The following is an 18264-nucleotide window of genomic DNA, read 5'->3' as shown; positions in this document are numbered from 1 at the left end:
GGTCCCCGGTGCCGGGTCCCGGCTCCTCAAGCCTGGCAGGTCCCCAGGTCCCGCCCCCAGCTGTCAAGCCTTGTTCGCCCCCGCCCCCGCCGGTACCCTGACCGCGCATTATTCCGGTCCCGCATGTCCACTTCCCGCTTCGTCCATCTGCACGTCCACACCGAGTTCTCGCTGGCGGATTCCACCATCCGTGTGCCCGAGAAACCGGATCAGGCTGACCCGAAAAAGGCCAAGCAGGCCAACCTGCTGAGCCGGGCAGTCGAACTCGACATGCCCGCGCTGGCGGTCACCGACCTCAACAACCTGTTCGCGCTGGTCAAGTTCTACAAGGCGGCCGAAGGCGTGGGCATCAAGCCGATCGCCGGCGCCGATGTGATGATCGCCACCCCGGACATGACGCCCTGGCGCATGACCCTGCTGTGCCGCGACCGCGAGGGCTACCTGAGCCTGTCGCGACTGCTCACCCGCGCCTGGATGGAAGGCCACCGCCCCGAAGGCGGCGTGGCGATCCATCCGGAATGGCTGCAGGCCGGGCACGCCAACCTGTTTGCGCTGGCCGGCCGCGACAGCCTGGCCGGGCGCCTGTTCAACGAGGGCCGCGCGGACCTGGCCGAGCAACAGCTGGCCGACTGGCAGCGCGTGTTCGGCGATGGCCTGCACCTGGAACTGACCCGCACCGGGCGCGAGGGCGAAGAACGCTTCAACCAGTTCGCCCTGCACGCCGCGGGCGTGCGCGGGCTGCCGGTAGTGGCCAGCAACGACGTGCGTTTTTTGTACGCCAGCGACTTCAATGCGCACGAAGCGCGCGTCTGCATTTCCTCCGGCCGCGTGCTCGACGACCCCAAGCGCCCGCGCGAGTACAGCGACCAGCAGTACATGAAGTCCAGCGAGGAGATGGCGGCGCTGTTCGCCGACATCCCCGACGCCATCGACAACACCCACGCGCTGGCGCAGCGCTGCAACATCGAGATGCGCCTGGGCACCTACTTCCTGCCCGCCTACCCGGTGCCGGAAGACGAGACGCTGGACAGCTGGATCCGCAGCCAGTCGCGACAGGGTCTGGCCGCACGCCTGGAAAAGAACCCGATCGCGCCGGGCAAGACCCGCCAGGACTATGTGGACCGGCTCGAATTCGAGCTGGACACCATCATCAAGATGGGCTTTCCCGGCTACTTCCTGATCGTGGCCGACTTCATCCAGTGGGGCAAAAACCAGGGCATTCCGATCGGCCCGGGCCGCGGTTCCGGTGCCGGCTCGCTGGTGGCCTGGGCGCTGCAGATCACCGACCTGGACCCACTGCCCTACAACCTGCTGTTCGAGCGCTTTTTGAATCCAGAGCGCGTGTCGATGCCCGACTTCGACATCGACTTCTGCATGGACCGCCGCGACGAAGTCATCGACTACGTGGCGCGCAAATACGGCCGCGAACGCGTCAGCCAGATCATCACCTACGGCACCATGGCCGCCAAGGCGGTGGTGCGCGATGCCGGGCGCGTGCTGGGCTTCTCGTATGGGCTGGTGGACAGCGTGGCCAAGCTGATCCCCAACATCCTGGGCATCACGCTCAAGGACGCGATGGGCGAAGGCAAGGACTCGGAGATGGCCTCGCCGGACCTGATCCAGCGCTACCAGGTCGAAGACGACGTGCGCGACCTGATGGACCTGGCGCGCCAGCTCGAAGACCTCACCCGCAACGCCGGCAAGCACGCCGGCGGCGTGGTGATCGCCCCCGATCCACTCTCCGAGTTCTGCCCGCTGTTCGCCGAACACGACGAAGATGGCCGCGGCAAGAACCCGGTGACCCAGTTCGACAAGGACGACGTCGAAGCGGTGGGACTGGTGAAGTTCGACTTCCTCGGCCTGCGCACGCTGACCATCATCGATTGGGCGGTCAAGGCGATCAACGTGCGCCACGCGCGCGCCGGCATCGACCCGGTGGACATCACCGCCATTCCGCTCGACGACGTGCCCACCTACAAGGGCGTGTTCGCCTCGGGCAATACCGGTGCGGTGTTCCAGTTCGAATCCTCGGGCATGCGCCGCCTGCTCAAGGACGCGCGCCCGGACCGCTTCGAGGACCTGATCGCGCTGGTGTCGCTGTACCGCCCCGGCCCGATGGACCTGATCCCGGACTTCAACGCGCGCAAGCACGGCCAGCAGGAGATCGTCTACCCCGATCCGCGCACCGAAGTCATCCTGAAAGACACCTACGGCATCATGGTGTATCAGGAGCAGGTGATGCAGATGGCGCAGATCGTCGGCGACTATTCGCTGGGCGGCGCCGACCTGCTGCGTCGCGCGATGGGCAAGAAGGTGCCGGCCGAAATGGCCAAGCACCGCGAAATCTTCCGCGAAGGTGCGGCCAAGGGCGGCGTGAGCGCAGCCAAGGCCGACGAAATCTTCGACCTGATGGAGAAGTTCGCCGGCTACGGCTTCAACAAGTCGCACGCCGCCGCCTACGCGTTGGTCAGCTACCAGACCGCGTGGCTGAAACGGCATTACCCGGCCGAATTCATGGCCGCCACGCTGTCCTCTGACATGGACAACACCGACAAGGTGGTCGGCTTTCTCGATGAAGTGCGCAACCTCGGCCTCACCGTCAAGCCGCCGCGCGTCAACGAATCGGCCTACATGTTCGAGGCCGCCAGCCCGGACACCATCCAGTACGGCCTGGGCGCGATCAAGGGCGTCGGCCAGGGCGCCTGCGAGGCGATCGTCGAAGAACGCCAGCGCGGCGGCCCTTACACCACGCTGCTGGATTTCTGCACGCGCGTGGGCACCGCAAAGCTCAACCGGCGCACGCTGGAAGCGATGATCAATGCCGGCGCGATGGATGGGCTGGGCAAGAACCGCGCCTCGCTGATGCTGCAGCTGCCCGAGGTGATGAAGGCCACCGAGCAGATGGCGCGTGAACGCGCCTCCGGGCAGAACTCGCTGTTCGGCGGGCCGGACCCGAGCGCCCCGGCAATGCGCCTGGACCTGCCCGAAAGCAAGGAATGGCCGTTGGGCCAGCTGCTCACCGGCGAGCGCGAAACGCTGGGCTTCTATCTCAGCGGCCACCCGTTCGACCCGCACCGCGAAGAAGTGCGCGAGCTGGTTGGCTGCGACCTGGGTGCGCTGGAAAAGATCCTGGCCTCGCAACAACGTGGCGGCGGTGGGGGCGGTGGCGATGGCGAAAAACGCGCCTGGCGGCCGGAAGTGAGCGCGATCCTGGCCGGCCAGGTGGTCGGCGTACGCCGCAAGGGCGACAGCCAGGTGTTCGTGCAGCTCGAAGACGGCCGCGGCCGGGTCGAATGCAGCGCGTTTTCCGATGCGATGGCCGAATTCGGCCACCTGCTCACCCGCGACCGCATCCTGATCGTCAAGGGCGGCCTGCGCGAGGACGAATTCAACGGCGGCTACAGCCTGCGCATCCGCCAGTGCTGGGACTACGAGCAGATCTGCGCCGACCACGCGCAGCGGCTGTCGCTGCGCCTGGACCTGCGCGAAAAGCAGGCCTTCAAGCGCATCGACGCCCTGCTGGCCAAGCACCGCCCCGGCAAGACGCCCCTGCGCCTGGACTTGCTGCTACGCGCGCCCAGCGGCGGCGTGGCCGGCATGCTCGACCTCAACGGCAACCACTCGGTGCGCATCGACCAGCAGCTGATGGACGGCCTGCGCGCAGACCCGGCGGTGCGGACGGTGAAGATCAAGTACAGCCCGCCGTGGGCGTGAGAATCGGGAATCGGGAATCGCAACAGCGGGGCGCCCCGGATACCTTGCTCTGATTCCCGATTCTCCATTCCCGATTCCGCTCCCAACGCCCCCGTACGGGCCAGCCACACCGCTTCAGCTACACTCCCCGCCTTACGTTGACGACGACATTGCATGAATCCTAACTACCTCGACTTCGAGCAACCCATCGCCGATCTGGAAGCAAAGATCCAGGAACTGCGCAAGGCCAGTACCGGGCCTGCGGTCAACGTGGAGACCGAGGTGCGGGCGCTGCGCGACAAGCTGCGCGTGCGCACCGCGCAGATCTTCCGCGATCTGTCGGCCTGGCAGGTCTCGCAGCTGGCGCGTCATCCGCAGCGCCCGTACACGCTGGACTACATCGACACCATCTGCGACGAATTCCAGGAGTTGGCCGGCGACCGCGCCTATGCCGACGACAAGGCCATCGTCGGTGGCCTGGGCCGCATCGACGGGCGCCCGGTGGTGATCATCGGCCACCAGAAGGGCCGCGACACCAAGACCAAGGTGGCGCGCAACTTCGGTATGCCGCGCCCGGAGGGCTACCGCAAGGCCTTGCGCCTGATGAAGCTGGCCGAGCGCTTCCGCCTGCCGCTGCTGACCTTCATCGACACCCCCGGCGCCTACCCTGGCATCGGCGCCGAAGAGCGCGGCCAGAGCGAGGCGATCGCGCGCAACCTGCTGGAAATGGCCGAGCTGAAAATTCCGGTGATCTGCACCGTCATCGGCGAAGGCGGCTCCGGCGGCGCGCTGGCCATCGGTGTGGGCGACCGCACCCTGATGCTGGAATACGGCACCTATTCGGTGATTTCGCCGGAAGGCTGCGCCTCGATCCTGTGGAAGGACGCGGCCAAGGCCAAGGACGCCGCCGAACAGCTCGGCCTGACCGCCAAGCGCCTGAAGGGCCTGGGCCTGGTCGACAAGGTGATCCGTGAACCCACCGGCGGTGCGCATCGCAATCCCGAACAGATGGGCAAGCGCTTGAAAGCGGTGCTGCTCAACGAGCTGGACGCGCTGGAAAAGATTCCAGTGGATGCGTTGCTGCAGCAGCGCTACGAGCGCCTGCGCAGCTATGGTGCCTACGAAGGGCATTGATTCGCACGATGGCCGGCCGCGCCCAGTGCGCGGCCATGGAAAGGACGCCACACCCGCATGTCACCGCTCCTGCTGATCTCGCTGCTGCTGCAAGCCGCCTGCTGCGTCCACGTCGTGCGCAGCGGGCGGCCCCTGTACTGGATCTTCCTGCTGCTGGCGTTTTCGCTGCTGGCGGTGCTGGTCTATGTGTGCGTGGCGGTCATCCCCGATCTGCGCAACGACCCCAATGCACGCCGTCGCCTCAAGCGCGTGCGCAGCACCCTGGATCCGCAACGCGAACAGCGCGATGCGTCGCGCCGGCTGGATGTGGCCGACACTCCGGAAAATCGCCGCCAGCTCGCAGAGACCTTGCTGGCGCGCGGCGATTACGCCCAGGCCGCCGAGCATTACCAGGGCGCGTTGCGCGGCTTGTATCGCGATGATCCGCACCTGATGCTCGGTCTGGCCAGGGCCCAGTTCGGGCTGGGCCAGCCACAGCAGACGCGGCAGACCCTGGATGCCTTGATCGCGGCCAACCCCAGCTTCCGCTCGCATGACGGGCATCTGCTGTATGCACGCGCGGTCGAAGGCAGCGGCGACACCGAGGCTGCGCTGCACGAGTATGAAACGCTGGCCCAAGGCTACCCGGGCGAAGAAGCGCGCGTGCGCTATGCGCAACTGCTGCAGCGCATCGCACGCAATGACCAGGCCAGGGCGGTGTACGAACAGGTGCTGCGTCACGCCGCCGCCTCGCCCAAGCATTACCAACGCGAGCAACGCGCCTGGGTCGACCTGGCACGCAAGGGCCTGCGCGAGCTGGACACCAGCGCCTGAGGGCCGCCGACAAGACGCTCGCAGCTGCAGGTCACATGCATTGAATCGCTCGGCAACGAATCGCTCGGCACCTGATCAAGGCCATCAACGTGCAAAGGAAGCCTGAAATCGAGGCAGTTCTGAAAGCCGAGATCGATCATCTGCTGGAGCAATCCACACAGCGGTTTCGCAGCGGCGCCCTGGCGGAATCGCTCGCCCTGGGATTACAGGCGTGGGCGCTGATCCCCGAACCCAAGGCGAACTGGGACTATTACCCGCAAAGCCTGTCTGCAGGTTTCGTCAAGGATTACGCCGACCTGCACGATCAGGAAAACGTGCATCGATGGATCGAGGTGATGGCGCTGATGTACGACGACCCAGACCACACCGATCATCTTGTGCTGATGACCGAAGGCGAGGCGATGCTGCAGCTCGGCGATGAGGCACGTGCCTGCGCTGCCTTCGGCAAAATTTACACGCTGTATGGCAAAAAGGGATTTGCCGGACACCAGAAACGGTATCTGGAGATGCTGCTCAAGCAACACCCGACCGGCGCATGAATTCATGTTCGCCCTAGCGCGGCCTCCAGGATTCATCGACCCTTGCTCTGGCGCGCACATCGCGACGTCACTGGCCGTCCCACCATGAAGCACCGCAGGCATTCGCGGTGGGACACCGGAATGCCCCGCATTTTTAGCAGTGGCAGCTGTGGGCACCTGCGCACCGAAACCGTCGGGTGTGCGTAGATGCGGTGCGCAATGCGCTCAGAACGGCTTGGCCAGCACCAGCCAGATCACGCCGACCAGCAGGATCACCGGTGCTTCATTGAACCAGCGCAACGCCCGCCCGCTGGGCACTGCACGCCCCTGTTCGGCGCCTTTGACCCAGCGGCCGGACACGATGTAGTGGGCCAGAATCAAGGCCACGGCAAACAGCTTGGCGTGCAACCAGCCGCCAGCGACCATCGTCGGGAAATCCGGAATGACCCGGTAGCCCTGCCATAGCACCGCGCCCAGCAGCAGCGCCAGACCGAGCATGCTGTGGCCGAATGTGTAGAGCCGCCGCCCCATCAACACCAGGCGCGCGCGCACCGCGGTGTCGCTGCCGGCTTCGGCGATGTTGACCAGAATGCGCGGCAGGTAGAACACCGCGGCCATCCAGGCGATCACGAACAACAGATGGAAGGTCTTGATCCACAAATACAGGGTCATGCGCTGGCTCCGCTGGCTCGCGTAGGATGGCCCGCATTTTCACCTATCCGCACGCGCGAAAGCAGCCAAGCCCATGCAGCAGTCCGCCCCCAAACAATACGACGCCCACTATTTCCGCCGCTGGTATCGCGATGCCGGCCTGGCCGATCACGCGCGCCTGCGACGCAAGGTCGCACTCGCCGTCGCACAGGCCGAGTACTATCTGGAACGACCGATCCGCAGCGTGCTCGACGTCGGCTGCGGCGAGGCCGCGTGGCGCGCGCCGTTGTTGGCATTGCGGCCGAAGCTGAGCTATCTGGGTTTCGACAGCAGCGCCTATGCGGTGCAGCGTTATGGCCGCAGCCGCCAGATCCACCCCGCCCGCTTCGGCGACTTCGCCTGGTTGCGCCCGTGCGCACCGGTGGACTTGCTGATCTGCTCGGACGTGCTGCATTACGTGCCCACCCGCGAATTCAACCAGGGCCTGCCTGGATTGGCCGAGATGTGCGCAGGCGTGGCGTTTCTGGAAGCCTTCGCCGAAGAAGATGCGTTCGAGGGCGATCACGACGATTTCCAGTCGCGAACGGCGCGCTGGTATCGCAAGCGCTTCGCCAGCGTGGGCTTCGCTGCGCTGGGGTCGCACTGCTGGCTGTCGCCGCAGCTGGCTGACCAGGCATCGGCGCTGGAGCGCGGCTGAGCGGGATGGTGGCTGCCAGCGAGCAGCGCGTGGGGGTATCGCGTCGCCTGGAGCCATCGCTGCGTCGATCGCCCAGCACCTTCTCCCCCGCTCCGCCCTGCCCGCGCTTGCGGCGGGGCGCTCAAGGTACGCGTCAGGTGGTGCGCGGGGCCTGTCGTCGCGCCCTGCAGGCAAGGCGTTTACCTTCCAGAAATCGCTGCCACAAAGCCGTGACAGCCTCAACCGTCCGCAGCCCCATTAAGGTGCAAATGCGCCAAAACCGGTATGCTGCGCGGCAGCAAAACCGCACGGATGGGTGGAATGCTTTATCAACTGCATGAGCTGACCCGCAATCTGCTAGCCCCCTGGGTGCATCAGGCCCAGGCGAACGCCAAGATGTTTTCCGACCCCGACAGCCTGTGGGCCTCGCTCCCGGGCGCCGAGCGCATGGCCGCCAGCAACGAGCTGTTCCACCGTCTGGGCAAGGAATACGAAAAGCCGGCCTGGGCGCTCGACGATGTCGAGGTCGACGGCCATTCGCTGCCGATCATCGAACGCGAAGTGCTGAGCAAGCCGTTCTGCCGGTTGCTGCGCTTCAAGCGTTTCAGCGACCACGTCGAACTGATCGGCAAGATGAAGGAGCAGCCCGCCGTGCTGGTGGTTGCACCGTTGTCCGGCCACCACGCCACGTTGCTGCGCGACACCGTGCGCACCCTGCTGCGCAACCACAAGGTCTACGTGACCGATTGGGTGGATGCGCGCATGGTGCCGCTGGAGGCCGGCGCGTTCCGGCTCGAGGACTACATCACCTACATCCAGGAGTTCATCCGCCACATCGGCGCCGAGCGCCTGCATGTGGTGAGCGTGTGCCAGCCCACCGTGCCGGTGCTGGCGGCAGTGTCGCTGATGGCCAGCAACGACGAGCCCACCCCGCGCTCGCTGGTGATGATGGGCGGTCCGATCGATGCGCGTCGTAGCCCCACCCAGGTCAACAACCTGGCCACGGAAAACGGCATCGAGTGGTTCCAGAACAACCTGATCCACACGGTGCCGTTCCCGTATCCGGGCCATGGCCGCCAGGTGTATCCGGGCTTCCTGCAGCATGCCGGCTTCCTGTCGATGAACCCCAACCGGCACGTGATGTCGCACTGGGATTTCTACACCGACCTGGTCAAGGGCGACCTGCAGGATGCGCAAGCGCACCGGCAGTTCTACGACGAATACAACGCCGTGCTCGACATGCCGGCCGAGTATTACCTGGACACCATCCGCGTGGTGTTTCAGGAGTTTTTGCTGCCCCAGGGCAAGTGGAAAGTGGACGGCCAACTGGTCAAGCCATCGGCGATCCGCAATACCGCGCTGCTGAGCATCGAAGGCGAACTGGACGACATCGCCGGCCTCGGCCAGACCGAGGCGGTGCACGATCTGTGCACCGGCATCGATGCGGCGCATCGTCGTCACCTGGTCGTGGAAGGCGCCGGTCATTACGGCATTTTCAGCGGCCGCCGCTGGCGCGAGGTGGTGTATCCGCAGGTGCGCGAATTCATCGCGCGCTACGATGCGGATCCGGTCGGTAGCCGCGACCTGGCCACCGTGACCCCGATCCGCAAGCGCGGCAAACGCGCCTGAGCTACCCAAGAAAATCCCCGGCAATGCCGGGGATTTTCATCTCGATCTGCGTGCAACCGCCACAGCGCGTCATGCCAGCGGCAAGCAGCACCATCGACCTGCGCACGCTGACATCTAGGCCAGTCGCATCACGCAGCCGCCTCTCCGCTCCTGACCAGCAGTTGCTTGGCGAACATGCCGTGCAGCTTGCCGAACGCGCGTGCCAGATGCAGCGTAACGAACAACAACAGCACGCCCACCGCGAACAACGGCAGCGTCAGCCAGGCGCTGGTGATGTCCACGCCATCCCAGGTCAGCACAGCGACCTGGTCGAACAACGCCGCGATCGGTGAAGCGGCCAGGCCCAACGACAGCGATAGCAGCGTGCAAAACACGGTGAAATACACAATGCCAAGCGGCAGCATCAGCAGGAAGTACAGCATCGTGCTCCAGGTCCGCGCGTCGGTGAACATCGCGCCGATGCGCTGCAGCCAACCGCCTTGCAGGCCCGGGTGTTGCGGGCGACGCGGCATGCGCACACCCAGCAACGTCTCGACCACGCGGCCTTCCACCAGCGACAACACCCGCACCGAGCCGAAGAACAACACCAGCAGCGGCACGCCGATGATCAGGATCAGCATCCCCACCGACAGGCTGGCGCCGGTCACGACCCAGGTGAAATAGAACACCCCGGTGAGCAGTGACAGCAGCATGTAGAACAATGCGCCATAGGTGCGCGGGTCGGCAGCCACACCGAAGAACGTGCCGATCCACGATGCCCGCTGCGGTGGCACCGGGGGACGCAGTGCGCGTGCCACGGTCACTTCGGTTTCGCGGTAGATCTCTGCCACTTCCTCCGGGGCGCCGTAGCTGCTGGCCACGCCGGCAATGACCTCGGCCTCGCTCTTGCCCTGCTGTTCTGCCAGTTCGGCACGCAGATATTCTTCGGCGTCGTAAAGCGCGTCCTGGATCATTGCCGGATCTGCCCCGGACAGCGCCTGGCGCAGCTGCAGCAGATAATCGCCAATGGTGGTCGGCAACGGGTGGGCCTGTGCAATCGTGTTCATGAGTGGGTCCCCTCCAGCACGGAATCAACGGAATCTCGGGTGGCACGCCAGGCGGCGGTCCAGTCGCGCAGGCAGTCACGCCCGCTGTCGGTGATGCGGTAATACCGCCGCGGCGGCCCGGAGGCCGAGGGTTCGACATGGCTGTGCAGCAACCCGGCCCCCTCCAGATTGCGCAGCACCGGGTACAGGGCACTCTGCTTGCCGCTGAGCACGCCCTCCAGACGCTCGAGCCGCTTGGCAATGAGGTAGCCGTACAGCGGTGCATCGGCCTGCGCCAGGACAGCCAGCAAGGCCAGCGACACGGTGCCCGCACTCAGTTCCTTCTGAAATTTGCGTAGGTGGATATCCGGCTCGCTCATCGGGCATCTCCGCTAGGTTGAAGGTGATGCTATGTAGAACCTAGCTATAGTGAATGTGCCGGTAGTCATGCGAATGGGGAATTGGGAATAGGGAATCGCGCGAGCACGGGGAGCAGCCACTGCCGTCGCGATTCCCGATTCCCGATTCCCGATTCCCTTTCCATGTCGCGCCCGCCTGCGTAAACCCAGTGCGTTCATGAGCTTAGAACCTTTGGGTTACTGCCTTTCTGGCACGGCTTTACTACAGTCGGTGTCCCCCCTGCCGATACCTTTCGCCTAGGGGTTTTCACTTTCGACGGGGAATACGATGCAAATGACACGCTTGGCGCAGCCGGCCATGGCTGATACTTCCTTTGGTGCCACACGGCGCCTGTGCCTTGCGATCGGGTTGGCGCTGCCGGGCCTTGGCCTGGCGCAGGTGCAGCCGGCGCCGACCAATGCCGAGCAGGCGGTCGCCGAGCCGGCCAAAGCGCCGGTCACCGCCGCACCGGCAACCGCCAAGGGCTATCCGCTCGAAGCGCAGGGTTGGGGTGCCAAACAAGGCGGCAACATGTGGCAGGTGCGCTGGGCCGAAGATTGGTCGTATCTGAAGGACCCGTCCAAGCGCAAGAGTCCGTTCGATCCGCTCAAGTACATCCCGCTCAACGACGACGGCGATGTGTACGTGTCGCTCAGCAACGAGTTGCGCGTGCGCAGCAATACCATCACCAATCCGGGACTGATTCCCGGCAGCCATTCTCAGCAGCAATATCTGCTGCGCGCCTTCTTCGGCGCCGACTTCCATGTGGGCGAGCACTTCCGTCTGTACACGGAATTGGCGCATGGCAGCCTGGACGGGCGCAACGAAGGCACCAAGACCGGCACCCAGGAAAACAACGCGATCCTGCAGCAGGTGTTCTTCGACGTGAAAGGCCGGATCGGCAGCGCCGACACCGGCTTGCGCGTCGGCCGCCAGGTGTTCGTCGATGGCCCGACCACGCTGATGGCGCTGCGCGACAACACCGATATCTTCGTGACCTTCAACGGCGCGCGCGCCTGGGCAATTGGCGACAGGACACGTGTTGACCTGTTCGATTTCAATTTCAACATCGATGGCACCGAAGGCCTCGGCGATGATCGCATCGACCGCTCGCGGCACTTCCGCGGCGTGGTCGGTGGCTACCGCCTGGCGACTGCCAAGCCGATGTACCTGGAGCCGTTCTTCTATCAGTTCCGCAACGACAACCAGGTGTGGGGACGCCAGACCGCGGAAGAAAACCGCAATTACTACGGCCTGCGCCTGTGGGGCAATGTGGGCAAGCTGCGCACCGATTCGTTCGTGACCGTGCAGCGCGGCAGCTTCGGTGGACGCGACCTGCGCGCCTACATGGCCAGTACCTCCAATGCCTGGTCGTTGAGCGAATCGGGCTGGAAGCCGCGCCTGGGCTTCCATAGCGAAATCGCCTCTGGTGGCGGCGGCACCTCCGGCACCGGCACGTTGCGCAACAACAACTTCCTGTACGGCAACACGATCTACTTCAGCTGGGCCACGTTCTTCGGCCCGGTAAACCTGGTCACGGCTGCACCGACGTTGACGTTCTCGCCGACCTCCAAGCTCACCGTGAACCTGGAGTGGGAAACGCTGTGGCGCCAGACCACCAGCGATGCGATCTACAACAACCAGGCACGCGCCTACGCACGCACCCAGAACACCGGCGAGCGCCGCATCGGCACCATGCCGCGCATCAACGCCACCTGGAACATCGACCCGAACTGGTCGGTGACCTTCCGCGCCGAACATCTGATGGCCGGGCCGGCGTTGGAGAAGGCCGGCTACGGCGATTCGACCTTTGTGATGGGCTGGTTGAACTTCCGCTTCTGACCACAGCCGTTGGGTGCGTCATGCATCCCCAATAGGCAGTGGCGTCATCACATGCCGCGTCCCGCAAGGACGCGGCATGTTGTTTTTTACGTGCGGGCATGCCGATGACAGCGAACAAGGCAGACACAGACGCGCGCGCTGCATTCAAGGCGTAAGGTCGTCCTGACCTCCGGCCGCTTCAGGCAACCAACGCACCACTGCGCAGATACCAGGCAGGCGTGGCGGATGCTTCGCATCGGCATTGCCACGCACGCTGATACATGCGCGCCTCCGAGCGCACCTGGCGACTGCTCGATCCGATTGACTGCTATCCGTCGGAGGTCGCCAGGCAGCCGCTGCGGATGCAAGCATTGCGCATGCAAGCGCAGACCGCCTGCACCAGCGCTGCGACCTGCGCCTGGCGATGCGGAAGGCGTCTTGTTTTAGTGAGCCGCTGAGGCTGCCTGTGTGGCCGCGATCGCACTGCCTGGCAACGGCCAGCGATCATTGCCCGCCACGCCCTCCGGTCGTGCGTACTGCCGAAGCGTCAGGCTCTTGCCGTCGTTTCCGGTGCCTAGCGGGCGCACCTGTCCACGCAACGCAGGCGGTAGCGCGGCGATCTGCTGCGCCAGCGGCGTTGTCGGCGCAGGATGGTCGCGCAACCACTGCAGCGCCGACAGCGCGCGCAATGCAGCGGCGGTGTCCTGCATCTTGTGCTGATAGTTGACGTAGTCCGGATGCGACACGCTCGCCAGCAAACACCCGGTTGCATTGGCGATGCAGGCCACCGATGCGGTCTGGGGCAGCGGGATCAGCGTTTGCGGAACCGGCCGATCCTGCGCCAGCAAGGTCCGCACCGGCGCGCTGCAGGCCCAGGTAAAGGTGGGCGCCAGCAAGGCCTGGGTGCGTTCGTCGTCCAGCAACCGCAACGGGAAGCGGTCTTGCCAGGACGATTGGCTGCCTTGCGTCAACGCATCCTCCTGCAGCATCGCAAACACCATCCGCGATTCACCGTGCAATGCGTGACACAGCGCGATCTCATCCACCGGCAGCGGCGCAAAGGCAGCGGCGCATTGCGCGGGCAGCGGATGCTGCGCCGGCAATTCGGCCAGCATGTCGGCAAACAGGTGCGCATTGCCGCGCAACATCGCCGCGCCGATCATCGTGATCGCCAGATTGTCGCTACTGCGCATCAGGACACGGGCCACCTGCGCATCGGTGCAGACACCGGACAAGGCCTGGGTGGTGCGCCCCTGGACAAAGTCCAAGGCGCTGGCCGTCATCGACAAGGACATGCGCGGCAGTTCGGGCAACGGCGTATCGGCGCGTGGACGGAACGGGCTGCGGTAGTCGGCGTGTTGCGCCAACGCCCGCATCCGCGCCAGCATCGGTGCCTGTGCGGCCAGCGCAGCGGCATAGGCCTGCGGTTGTTCGCGCACGCGCTGCAAGCATCCGCCAGCGCTGGCCATGCATAGCGCAGGCGCGCCGGATGGCCAACCTGGCAAGCGCCGATAGCCTGCAGCGGCGCTTTGGAATGCCGCATGCTCCGGCAACCGATTGAATCGCGCGAGGTCTTGCGCCAGCACTGTCTCGCGCTGCGCCTCGGGAATCGCGTACGACAACGACCACAGCGCCCCGAACATGTTGCTCCCGCGCAACGGTGGAAGCGGCTGGCGCAGCTGCGCCAACGCCTCACGCTGCGATTCGGGAATCGGCCAATGCCTGGAGACCGTATACAGCGACAGCACCGCGGCGATCAGGATGCAGACACCGAGCAAGGCGGCTTTGAGAAATTTGGCGAGCACGTGCGAAAGATCCATCCCTGGGAGCTGCGCATCTTAGTGCCATCTGCGCAGGCCTGCGATGGGCATAGACGCATCGCGTGCCTTGGGGCTACAGGCCATCGGCAACCGTGTGTCTGGCGGCCCGCGCAACGTTGGGCAACGACACCGCGCGCTGGCGATGGGCGGTGGTCTCGGTAAGTGGTTGAAAGAATCCGGGTGCTGGCAGACGTCGCCCCACCCTTCATCCGCCGCTGGGCTGCGGGTGCCGCCAGGTCTGGGTCGGGATAAGTACAGGAATCATGGGATTGCAGCGGATCGCGGCACGCGAAACACTCTTGCCAATCGCGAATGCCAGCTGCCAAACCGCGCCCCCAGCTCCACCGAGCGTGGCCGAATGCCTACACTATGGCGATGTCCGAATCCCCCACTCCCCACGTCCGCCCTTCCCTGCAACGGGTCTTTCTGACCGGGTTGCTCACCTTGCTGCCGGTCTGGTTGACCTGGGTGGTGGTGAAGTTCGTTTTCTCGCTGCTTTCGGGCATCAGCAGCCCGTGGGTGGTGCCGCTGTCCGAACGCATCGCTGCCTCGTTCCCCGATTACCTGGGCTGGTTCAAGGCGCTGTGGGTGCAGAACACCATCGCGTTGATCGCCACGGTGGCAGTCATCCTGTTCGTCGGGATCCTGAGCCGGCGCGTGATCGGCCAGCGCTTGCTGCGCTGGTTCGAGGCCATCATGCGGCGCATTCCGCTGGCCAGCGTGGTCTACGACAGCGCGCGCAAGCTGCTGGACATTTTGCAGACCCAGCCCGGCAGCACCCAGCGCGTGGTGCTGATCGATTTCCCACATCGCGACATGAAATCGGTGGGCCTGGTCACCCGCGTGATCAAGGAACAGGGCACCGGCCGCGAGCTGGCCGCGGTCTACGTGCCCACCACGCCCAACCCCACCTCCGGCTACCTGGAAATCGTGCCGGTGGAACTGCTCACGCCCACCGACTGGAGCGTGGATCAGGCAATGAGCTTCATCATTTCCGGTGGCGCCGTGGCGCCCGAATCGGTTCCCTTCACCCGGACTGCGGATCGCTGACACCATGTCCCATGTGCGCACCCTCGACGATCGTGCGGTCCGCCTGTTCATCGCACTGGCGGCCTTCTTCTGCGTCAACGCGGCGCTGGCCGAGTTCATTGGCGTCAAGATCTTCGCGTTGGAAGACACGCTCGGCATTGCGCCACTGAACTGGAATCTGTTCGGCCAGCGCGGCTCGCTCAGCTTCACCGCCGGCACCTTGCTGTGGCCGATCGTGTTCATCATGACCGACACCATCAACGAGTTCTTCGGCAGCCGCGGGGTGCGTTTCATCTCGTGGGTGGCGGTGGTGCTGATCGGCTATGGCTTCGTGTTCGCCTTCGCGGCCATTGCGCTGGCGCCGGCGGGCTGGTGGGTCACTGCGGCGCAGAGCCAGGGGGTGCCCGATTACCAGGCCGCATTTGCGGCAGTGTTCGGACAAGGGCTGTGGACCATCGGCGGCTCGCTGGTGGCATTCCTGTTCAGCCAGTTGATCGATGTCTCGGTGTTTCACCGCATCCGTCGCGTCACTGGCGAAAAACACGTGTGGCTGCGCGCCACCGGCTCCACTGCGGTCTCGCAGGTGGTGGACAGCTTCGTGGTGATCTATATCGCCTTCGTGCTCGGCCCGCAGCATTGGTCGATCGACCAGTTCCTGGCGGTGAGCACGCTCAACTACATCTACAAGATGGGCTTTGCGATCTTGCTGATCCCGCTGCTGTATCTGGCACGCCGCGGCATCACCGCGTACCTGGGCGCCGAGCGTGCCGAGCAGCTGCGCGAAGAAGCCGCTGCCGACTGAGCCGGGCTGTCTCCCAGCCAGGGTCATCGCAACGCAATGGGTTGCGGCGGCAACGTCTGGTCGCCAGTGGTCCTGATCGCGGCGCTGCGAGCCAGCCCACCGCGGTGTGACTTGGACGCAGCCTTGCCGGTCATGTCGCAGCGCACCACATCACCCCAGGCGCAGCACCGCGCCCATGCGCCGCATGAATTGCCGATAGGCGGTATGCCCCCAATGGGTGGCCGTAACCGTGCGGATCGGGCAAGCTCCCCCCTCGCTTGTTTCCGGAGCCGGTAATGCCCCTCAGCTTTTCCCGCCTGCTGTCCCTGGCCATGGCCGCCCTCGTGAGCCTGTCGCTGGCGGCGCCGGCCGATGCGGCCAAGAAGAAGACCGCCAAGGCACAGACCACGCAAACGCGCGCGAAGGCGAGCAAAGGCAAGAAGACCGCCAAGCCGGCAGCCAAAAGCACCAAGGGCAAGGGCAGCAAGGCCGCCAAGGTCAGGCCACGCACGGTGGCCGCGCCGGTGGTGCTGACCAAGGCGCAGCAGCTCAACCTGCTGTACGACCAATACTGGGACGCCTCGCTCAAGCTCAACCCGCTGCAGGCCACCTTCCAGGGCGAGAGCCGCTACAACGACCAGTTGCCGAACTTCCTGTCGCCGGCATTCCGCCAGCAATCGCACGATTTCACCGTACTGTGGCTGGGCAAGGCCGAGGCGCTGGGGCCCGATGGGCTGAGTGGGCAGGACCTGCTCAGTTACCAGATCTTCGTGCGCGATGCGCGCAGCGCACTGGCCGCCGAGCAGTTCCCCAGCTGGATGCTGCCGATCAACCAGTTCTACAACATCGCCAGCATTGCGGTGGTGCTGGGCTCGGGCACCGGCGCGCAGCCGTTCAAGACGGTCAAGGATTACGACAACTGGTCGCGGCGTGCGCTCGGCATTCCCGACCTGTTCGAGCAGGCCATCGCCAACATGCGTGCCGGCATGCAGGCCGGCGTGGTGCAGCCCAAGGTGCTGATGCAGAAGGTGCTGCCGCAGCTGGACGCGATCATCGCGCGCAATGCCGAAGACAGCCTGTTCTGGGGGCCGGTGCGCAACCTGCCCGCCGACATGCCCGAGGCCGACAAGCAGCGCATCACTGCCGAGTACAAGCGCATGATCGAAGTGCGCATCATGCCGGCCTACCGCGCGTTGCGCGGCTTCATCGCCACCGAATACCTGCCCGCCTGCCGCGATAGCGATGGACTGGCGGCATTGCCCAATGGCGCGGCGTGGTACGCCTATGACGTACGCCAGAGCACCACCACGGATTTGACCCCGGAACAGGTGCATCAGATCGGCCTGGATGAGGTCGCTCGCCTGCAGGGAGAAATCCAGGCAGTGGCCAAACAGGTCAAATTCCGCGGCAACCTGCCCAAGTTCTACAAGTTCATGCAGACCGACCGGCGCTTCGGCTTCCGCAGCGACACCGAGTTGCTGGGCACGTACCGCAGCCTGCAGGGCCGCGTGCAGCTGGCGGTGCCGCGGCTGTTCAACACCCAGGGCATGCCGGCGCTGGAAGTTCGTGCGGTGGAACCGCAGCGTGCGCAATCGGCCGCCAGCGGCTCGTACATGCGCCCAAGCGGCGACGGCAGCACGCCGGGCATCTTCTACGTCAACACCTCGGACCTGCCTTCACGCAAGACCTGGGAGGCCGAGAGCCTGTACCTGCACGAAGCGGTGCCCGGCCACCACTACCAGCTGGGGTTGCAGCAGCAGTTGACCGACCTGCCCAAGTTCCGCCGCCTGGGCGGTGAGACCGCCTACATCGAAGGCTGGGGCCTGTATGCCGAATCGCTTGGCCGCGAGCTAGGGCTGTATGACGACCCCTACAACTACTACGGCTATCTGCAGAACGCCTTGTGGCGCTCGATTCGCCTGGTCACCGACACCGGCCTGCACAGCAAGGGCTGGACGCGTAGCCAGGCCATCGACTACATGGTGGACAACTCCGCCATGAGCCGTGCCGATGCCGAAGCCGAGGTCGACCGCTACATGGCCATCCCCGGCCAGGCGCTGGCCTACAAGGTGGGCGAGATGAAGATTGCGCAATTGCGCGAGCAGGCGCAGCGCGAGCTGGGCCCACGCTTCGATGTCCGCGCCTTCCACACCGAAGTACTCAAGGACGGCTCGGTGCCGCTGGATATCTTGCAGGACAAGATCCAGCGCTGGATCGCCACGCAGAAGGGATAAAGCGTACGGCTACGGTAGTTGGACGCTGCTGACCCGTTACT

At 65.1% G+C, this 18264-nt stretch carries 13 protein-coding genes and 1 pseudogene; 10 read left to right on the top strand and 4 right to left on the bottom strand.

Going from position 1 to position 18264, the window contains the following annotated elements; translation table 11 throughout:
- Positions 1-123 precede the first annotated feature (123 nt).
- From dnaE to HLH45_RS11855, 4 genes and pseudogenes are all read left to right on the top strand, one after another.
- Positions 124-3714: a DNA polymerase III subunit alpha gene (gene dnaE / locus HLH45_RS11870; protein ID WP_008578273.1), complete on the top strand. Its 3591-nt coding sequence runs from the start codon at positions 124-126 to the stop codon at positions 3712-3714.
- Between the two features lie 153 nt (positions 3715-3867).
- On the top strand, positions 3868-4827 hold the full coding sequence (locus HLH45_RS11865) for an acetyl-CoA carboxylase carboxyltransferase subunit alpha (protein ID WP_008578271.1): 960 nt from the start codon (positions 3868-3870) through the stop codon (positions 4825-4827).
- Positions 4828-4884: 57 nt separating this feature from the next.
- A complete protein-coding gene (locus HLH45_RS11860) occupies positions 4885-5640 on the top strand; it encodes a tetratricopeptide repeat protein (protein WP_008578270.1) in 756 nt (251 codons plus the stop codon).
- Positions 5641-5664: 24 nt separating this feature from the next.
- Positions 5665-6179, top strand: a pseudogene (locus HLH45_RS11855) (hypothetical protein).
- 204 nt (positions 6180-6383) lie between these two features.
- Here HLH45_RS11855 and HLH45_RS11850 read toward each other — a convergent pair.
- A complete protein-coding gene (locus HLH45_RS11850; protein ID WP_008578268.1) occupies positions 6384-6830 on the bottom strand; it encodes a HemJ family protein in 447 nt (148 codons plus the stop codon).
- 73 nt (positions 6831-6903) lie between these two features.
- On the opposite strand from HLH45_RS11850, the gene HLH45_RS11845 reads away from it, so the two are divergent.
- Together HLH45_RS11845 and HLH45_RS11840 are read left to right on the top strand one after the other, a co-directional pair.
- Positions 6904-7506, top strand: coding sequence for a methyltransferase (locus tag HLH45_RS11845; protein WP_008578267.1), 603 nt, complete (start codon positions 6904-6906; stop codon positions 7504-7506).
- Between the two features lie 264 nt (positions 7507-7770).
- On the top strand, positions 7771-9114 hold the full coding sequence (locus tag HLH45_RS11840; RefSeq protein WP_008578266.1) for a polyhydroxyalkanoate depolymerase: 1344 nt from the start codon (positions 7771-7773) through the stop codon (positions 9112-9114).
- Between the two features lie 128 nt (positions 9115-9242).
- On the opposite strand, the gene HLH45_RS11835 is transcribed toward HLH45_RS11840, so the two are convergent.
- Together HLH45_RS11835 and HLH45_RS11830 are read right to left on the bottom strand one after the other, a co-directional pair.
- On the bottom strand, positions 9243-10160 hold the full coding sequence (locus HLH45_RS11835; RefSeq protein ID WP_008578265.1) for a sensor domain-containing protein: 918 nt from the start codon (positions 10158-10160) through the stop codon (positions 9243-9245).
- A complete protein-coding gene (locus HLH45_RS11830; protein ID WP_008578264.1) occupies positions 10157-10519 on the bottom strand; it encodes a PadR family transcriptional regulator in 363 nt (120 codons plus the stop codon). Before HLH45_RS11830 ends, HLH45_RS11835 begins: the two co-directional genes overlap by 4 nt.
- Positions 10520-10826: 307 nt before the next feature.
- On the opposite strand from HLH45_RS11830, the gene HLH45_RS11825 reads away from it, so the two are divergent.
- Positions 10827-12380: an alginate export family protein gene (locus HLH45_RS11825; RefSeq protein WP_008578263.1), complete on the top strand. Its 1554-nt coding sequence runs from the start codon at positions 10827-10829 to the stop codon at positions 12378-12380.
- A 422-nt stretch (positions 12381-12802) separates the two neighbouring features.
- Here the strand turns inward: HLH45_RS11825 and HLH45_RS11820 are convergent, their stop codons facing one another.
- Positions 12803-14179 (bottom strand): hypothetical protein, encoded by a 1377-nt coding sequence (locus HLH45_RS11820; RefSeq protein WP_008578261.1) that lies wholly within the window; start codon positions 14177-14179, stop codon positions 12803-12805.
- 375 nt (positions 14180-14554) lie between these two features.
- Here HLH45_RS11820 and HLH45_RS11815 point away from each other — a divergent pair, with 375 nt between their 5' ends.
- From HLH45_RS11815 to HLH45_RS11805, 3 genes are all read left to right on the top strand, one after another.
- Complete coding sequence (locus HLH45_RS11815; protein WP_011050890.1) at positions 14555-15229, top strand: DUF502 domain-containing protein; 675 nt, start codon at positions 14555-14557, stop codon at positions 15227-15229.
- A gap of 4 nt (positions 15230-15233) precedes the next feature.
- Positions 15234-16010: a queuosine precursor transporter gene (locus HLH45_RS11810; RefSeq protein WP_008578260.1), complete on the top strand. Its 777-nt coding sequence runs from the start codon at positions 15234-15236 to the stop codon at positions 16008-16010.
- A 275-nt stretch (positions 16011-16285) separates the two neighbouring features.
- Positions 16286-18223 carry a DUF885 domain-containing protein gene (locus HLH45_RS11805; RefSeq protein ID WP_008578259.1) on the top strand — a complete coding sequence of 646 codons (1938 nt, stop codon included), beginning with the start codon at positions 16286-16288 and terminating at the stop codon, positions 18221-18223.
- Positions 18224-18264: the final 41 nt, after the last annotated feature.

It is taken from the genome of Xanthomonas euvesicatoria (genome assembly GCF_013112235.1).
Classification (GTDB): Bacteria; Pseudomonadota; Gammaproteobacteria; order Xanthomonadales; family Xanthomonadaceae; genus Xanthomonas; species Xanthomonas euvesicatoria.
Note: the sequence above shows the minus strand (reverse complement) of the source record. Positions and strands in the feature narration are given on the sequence as shown.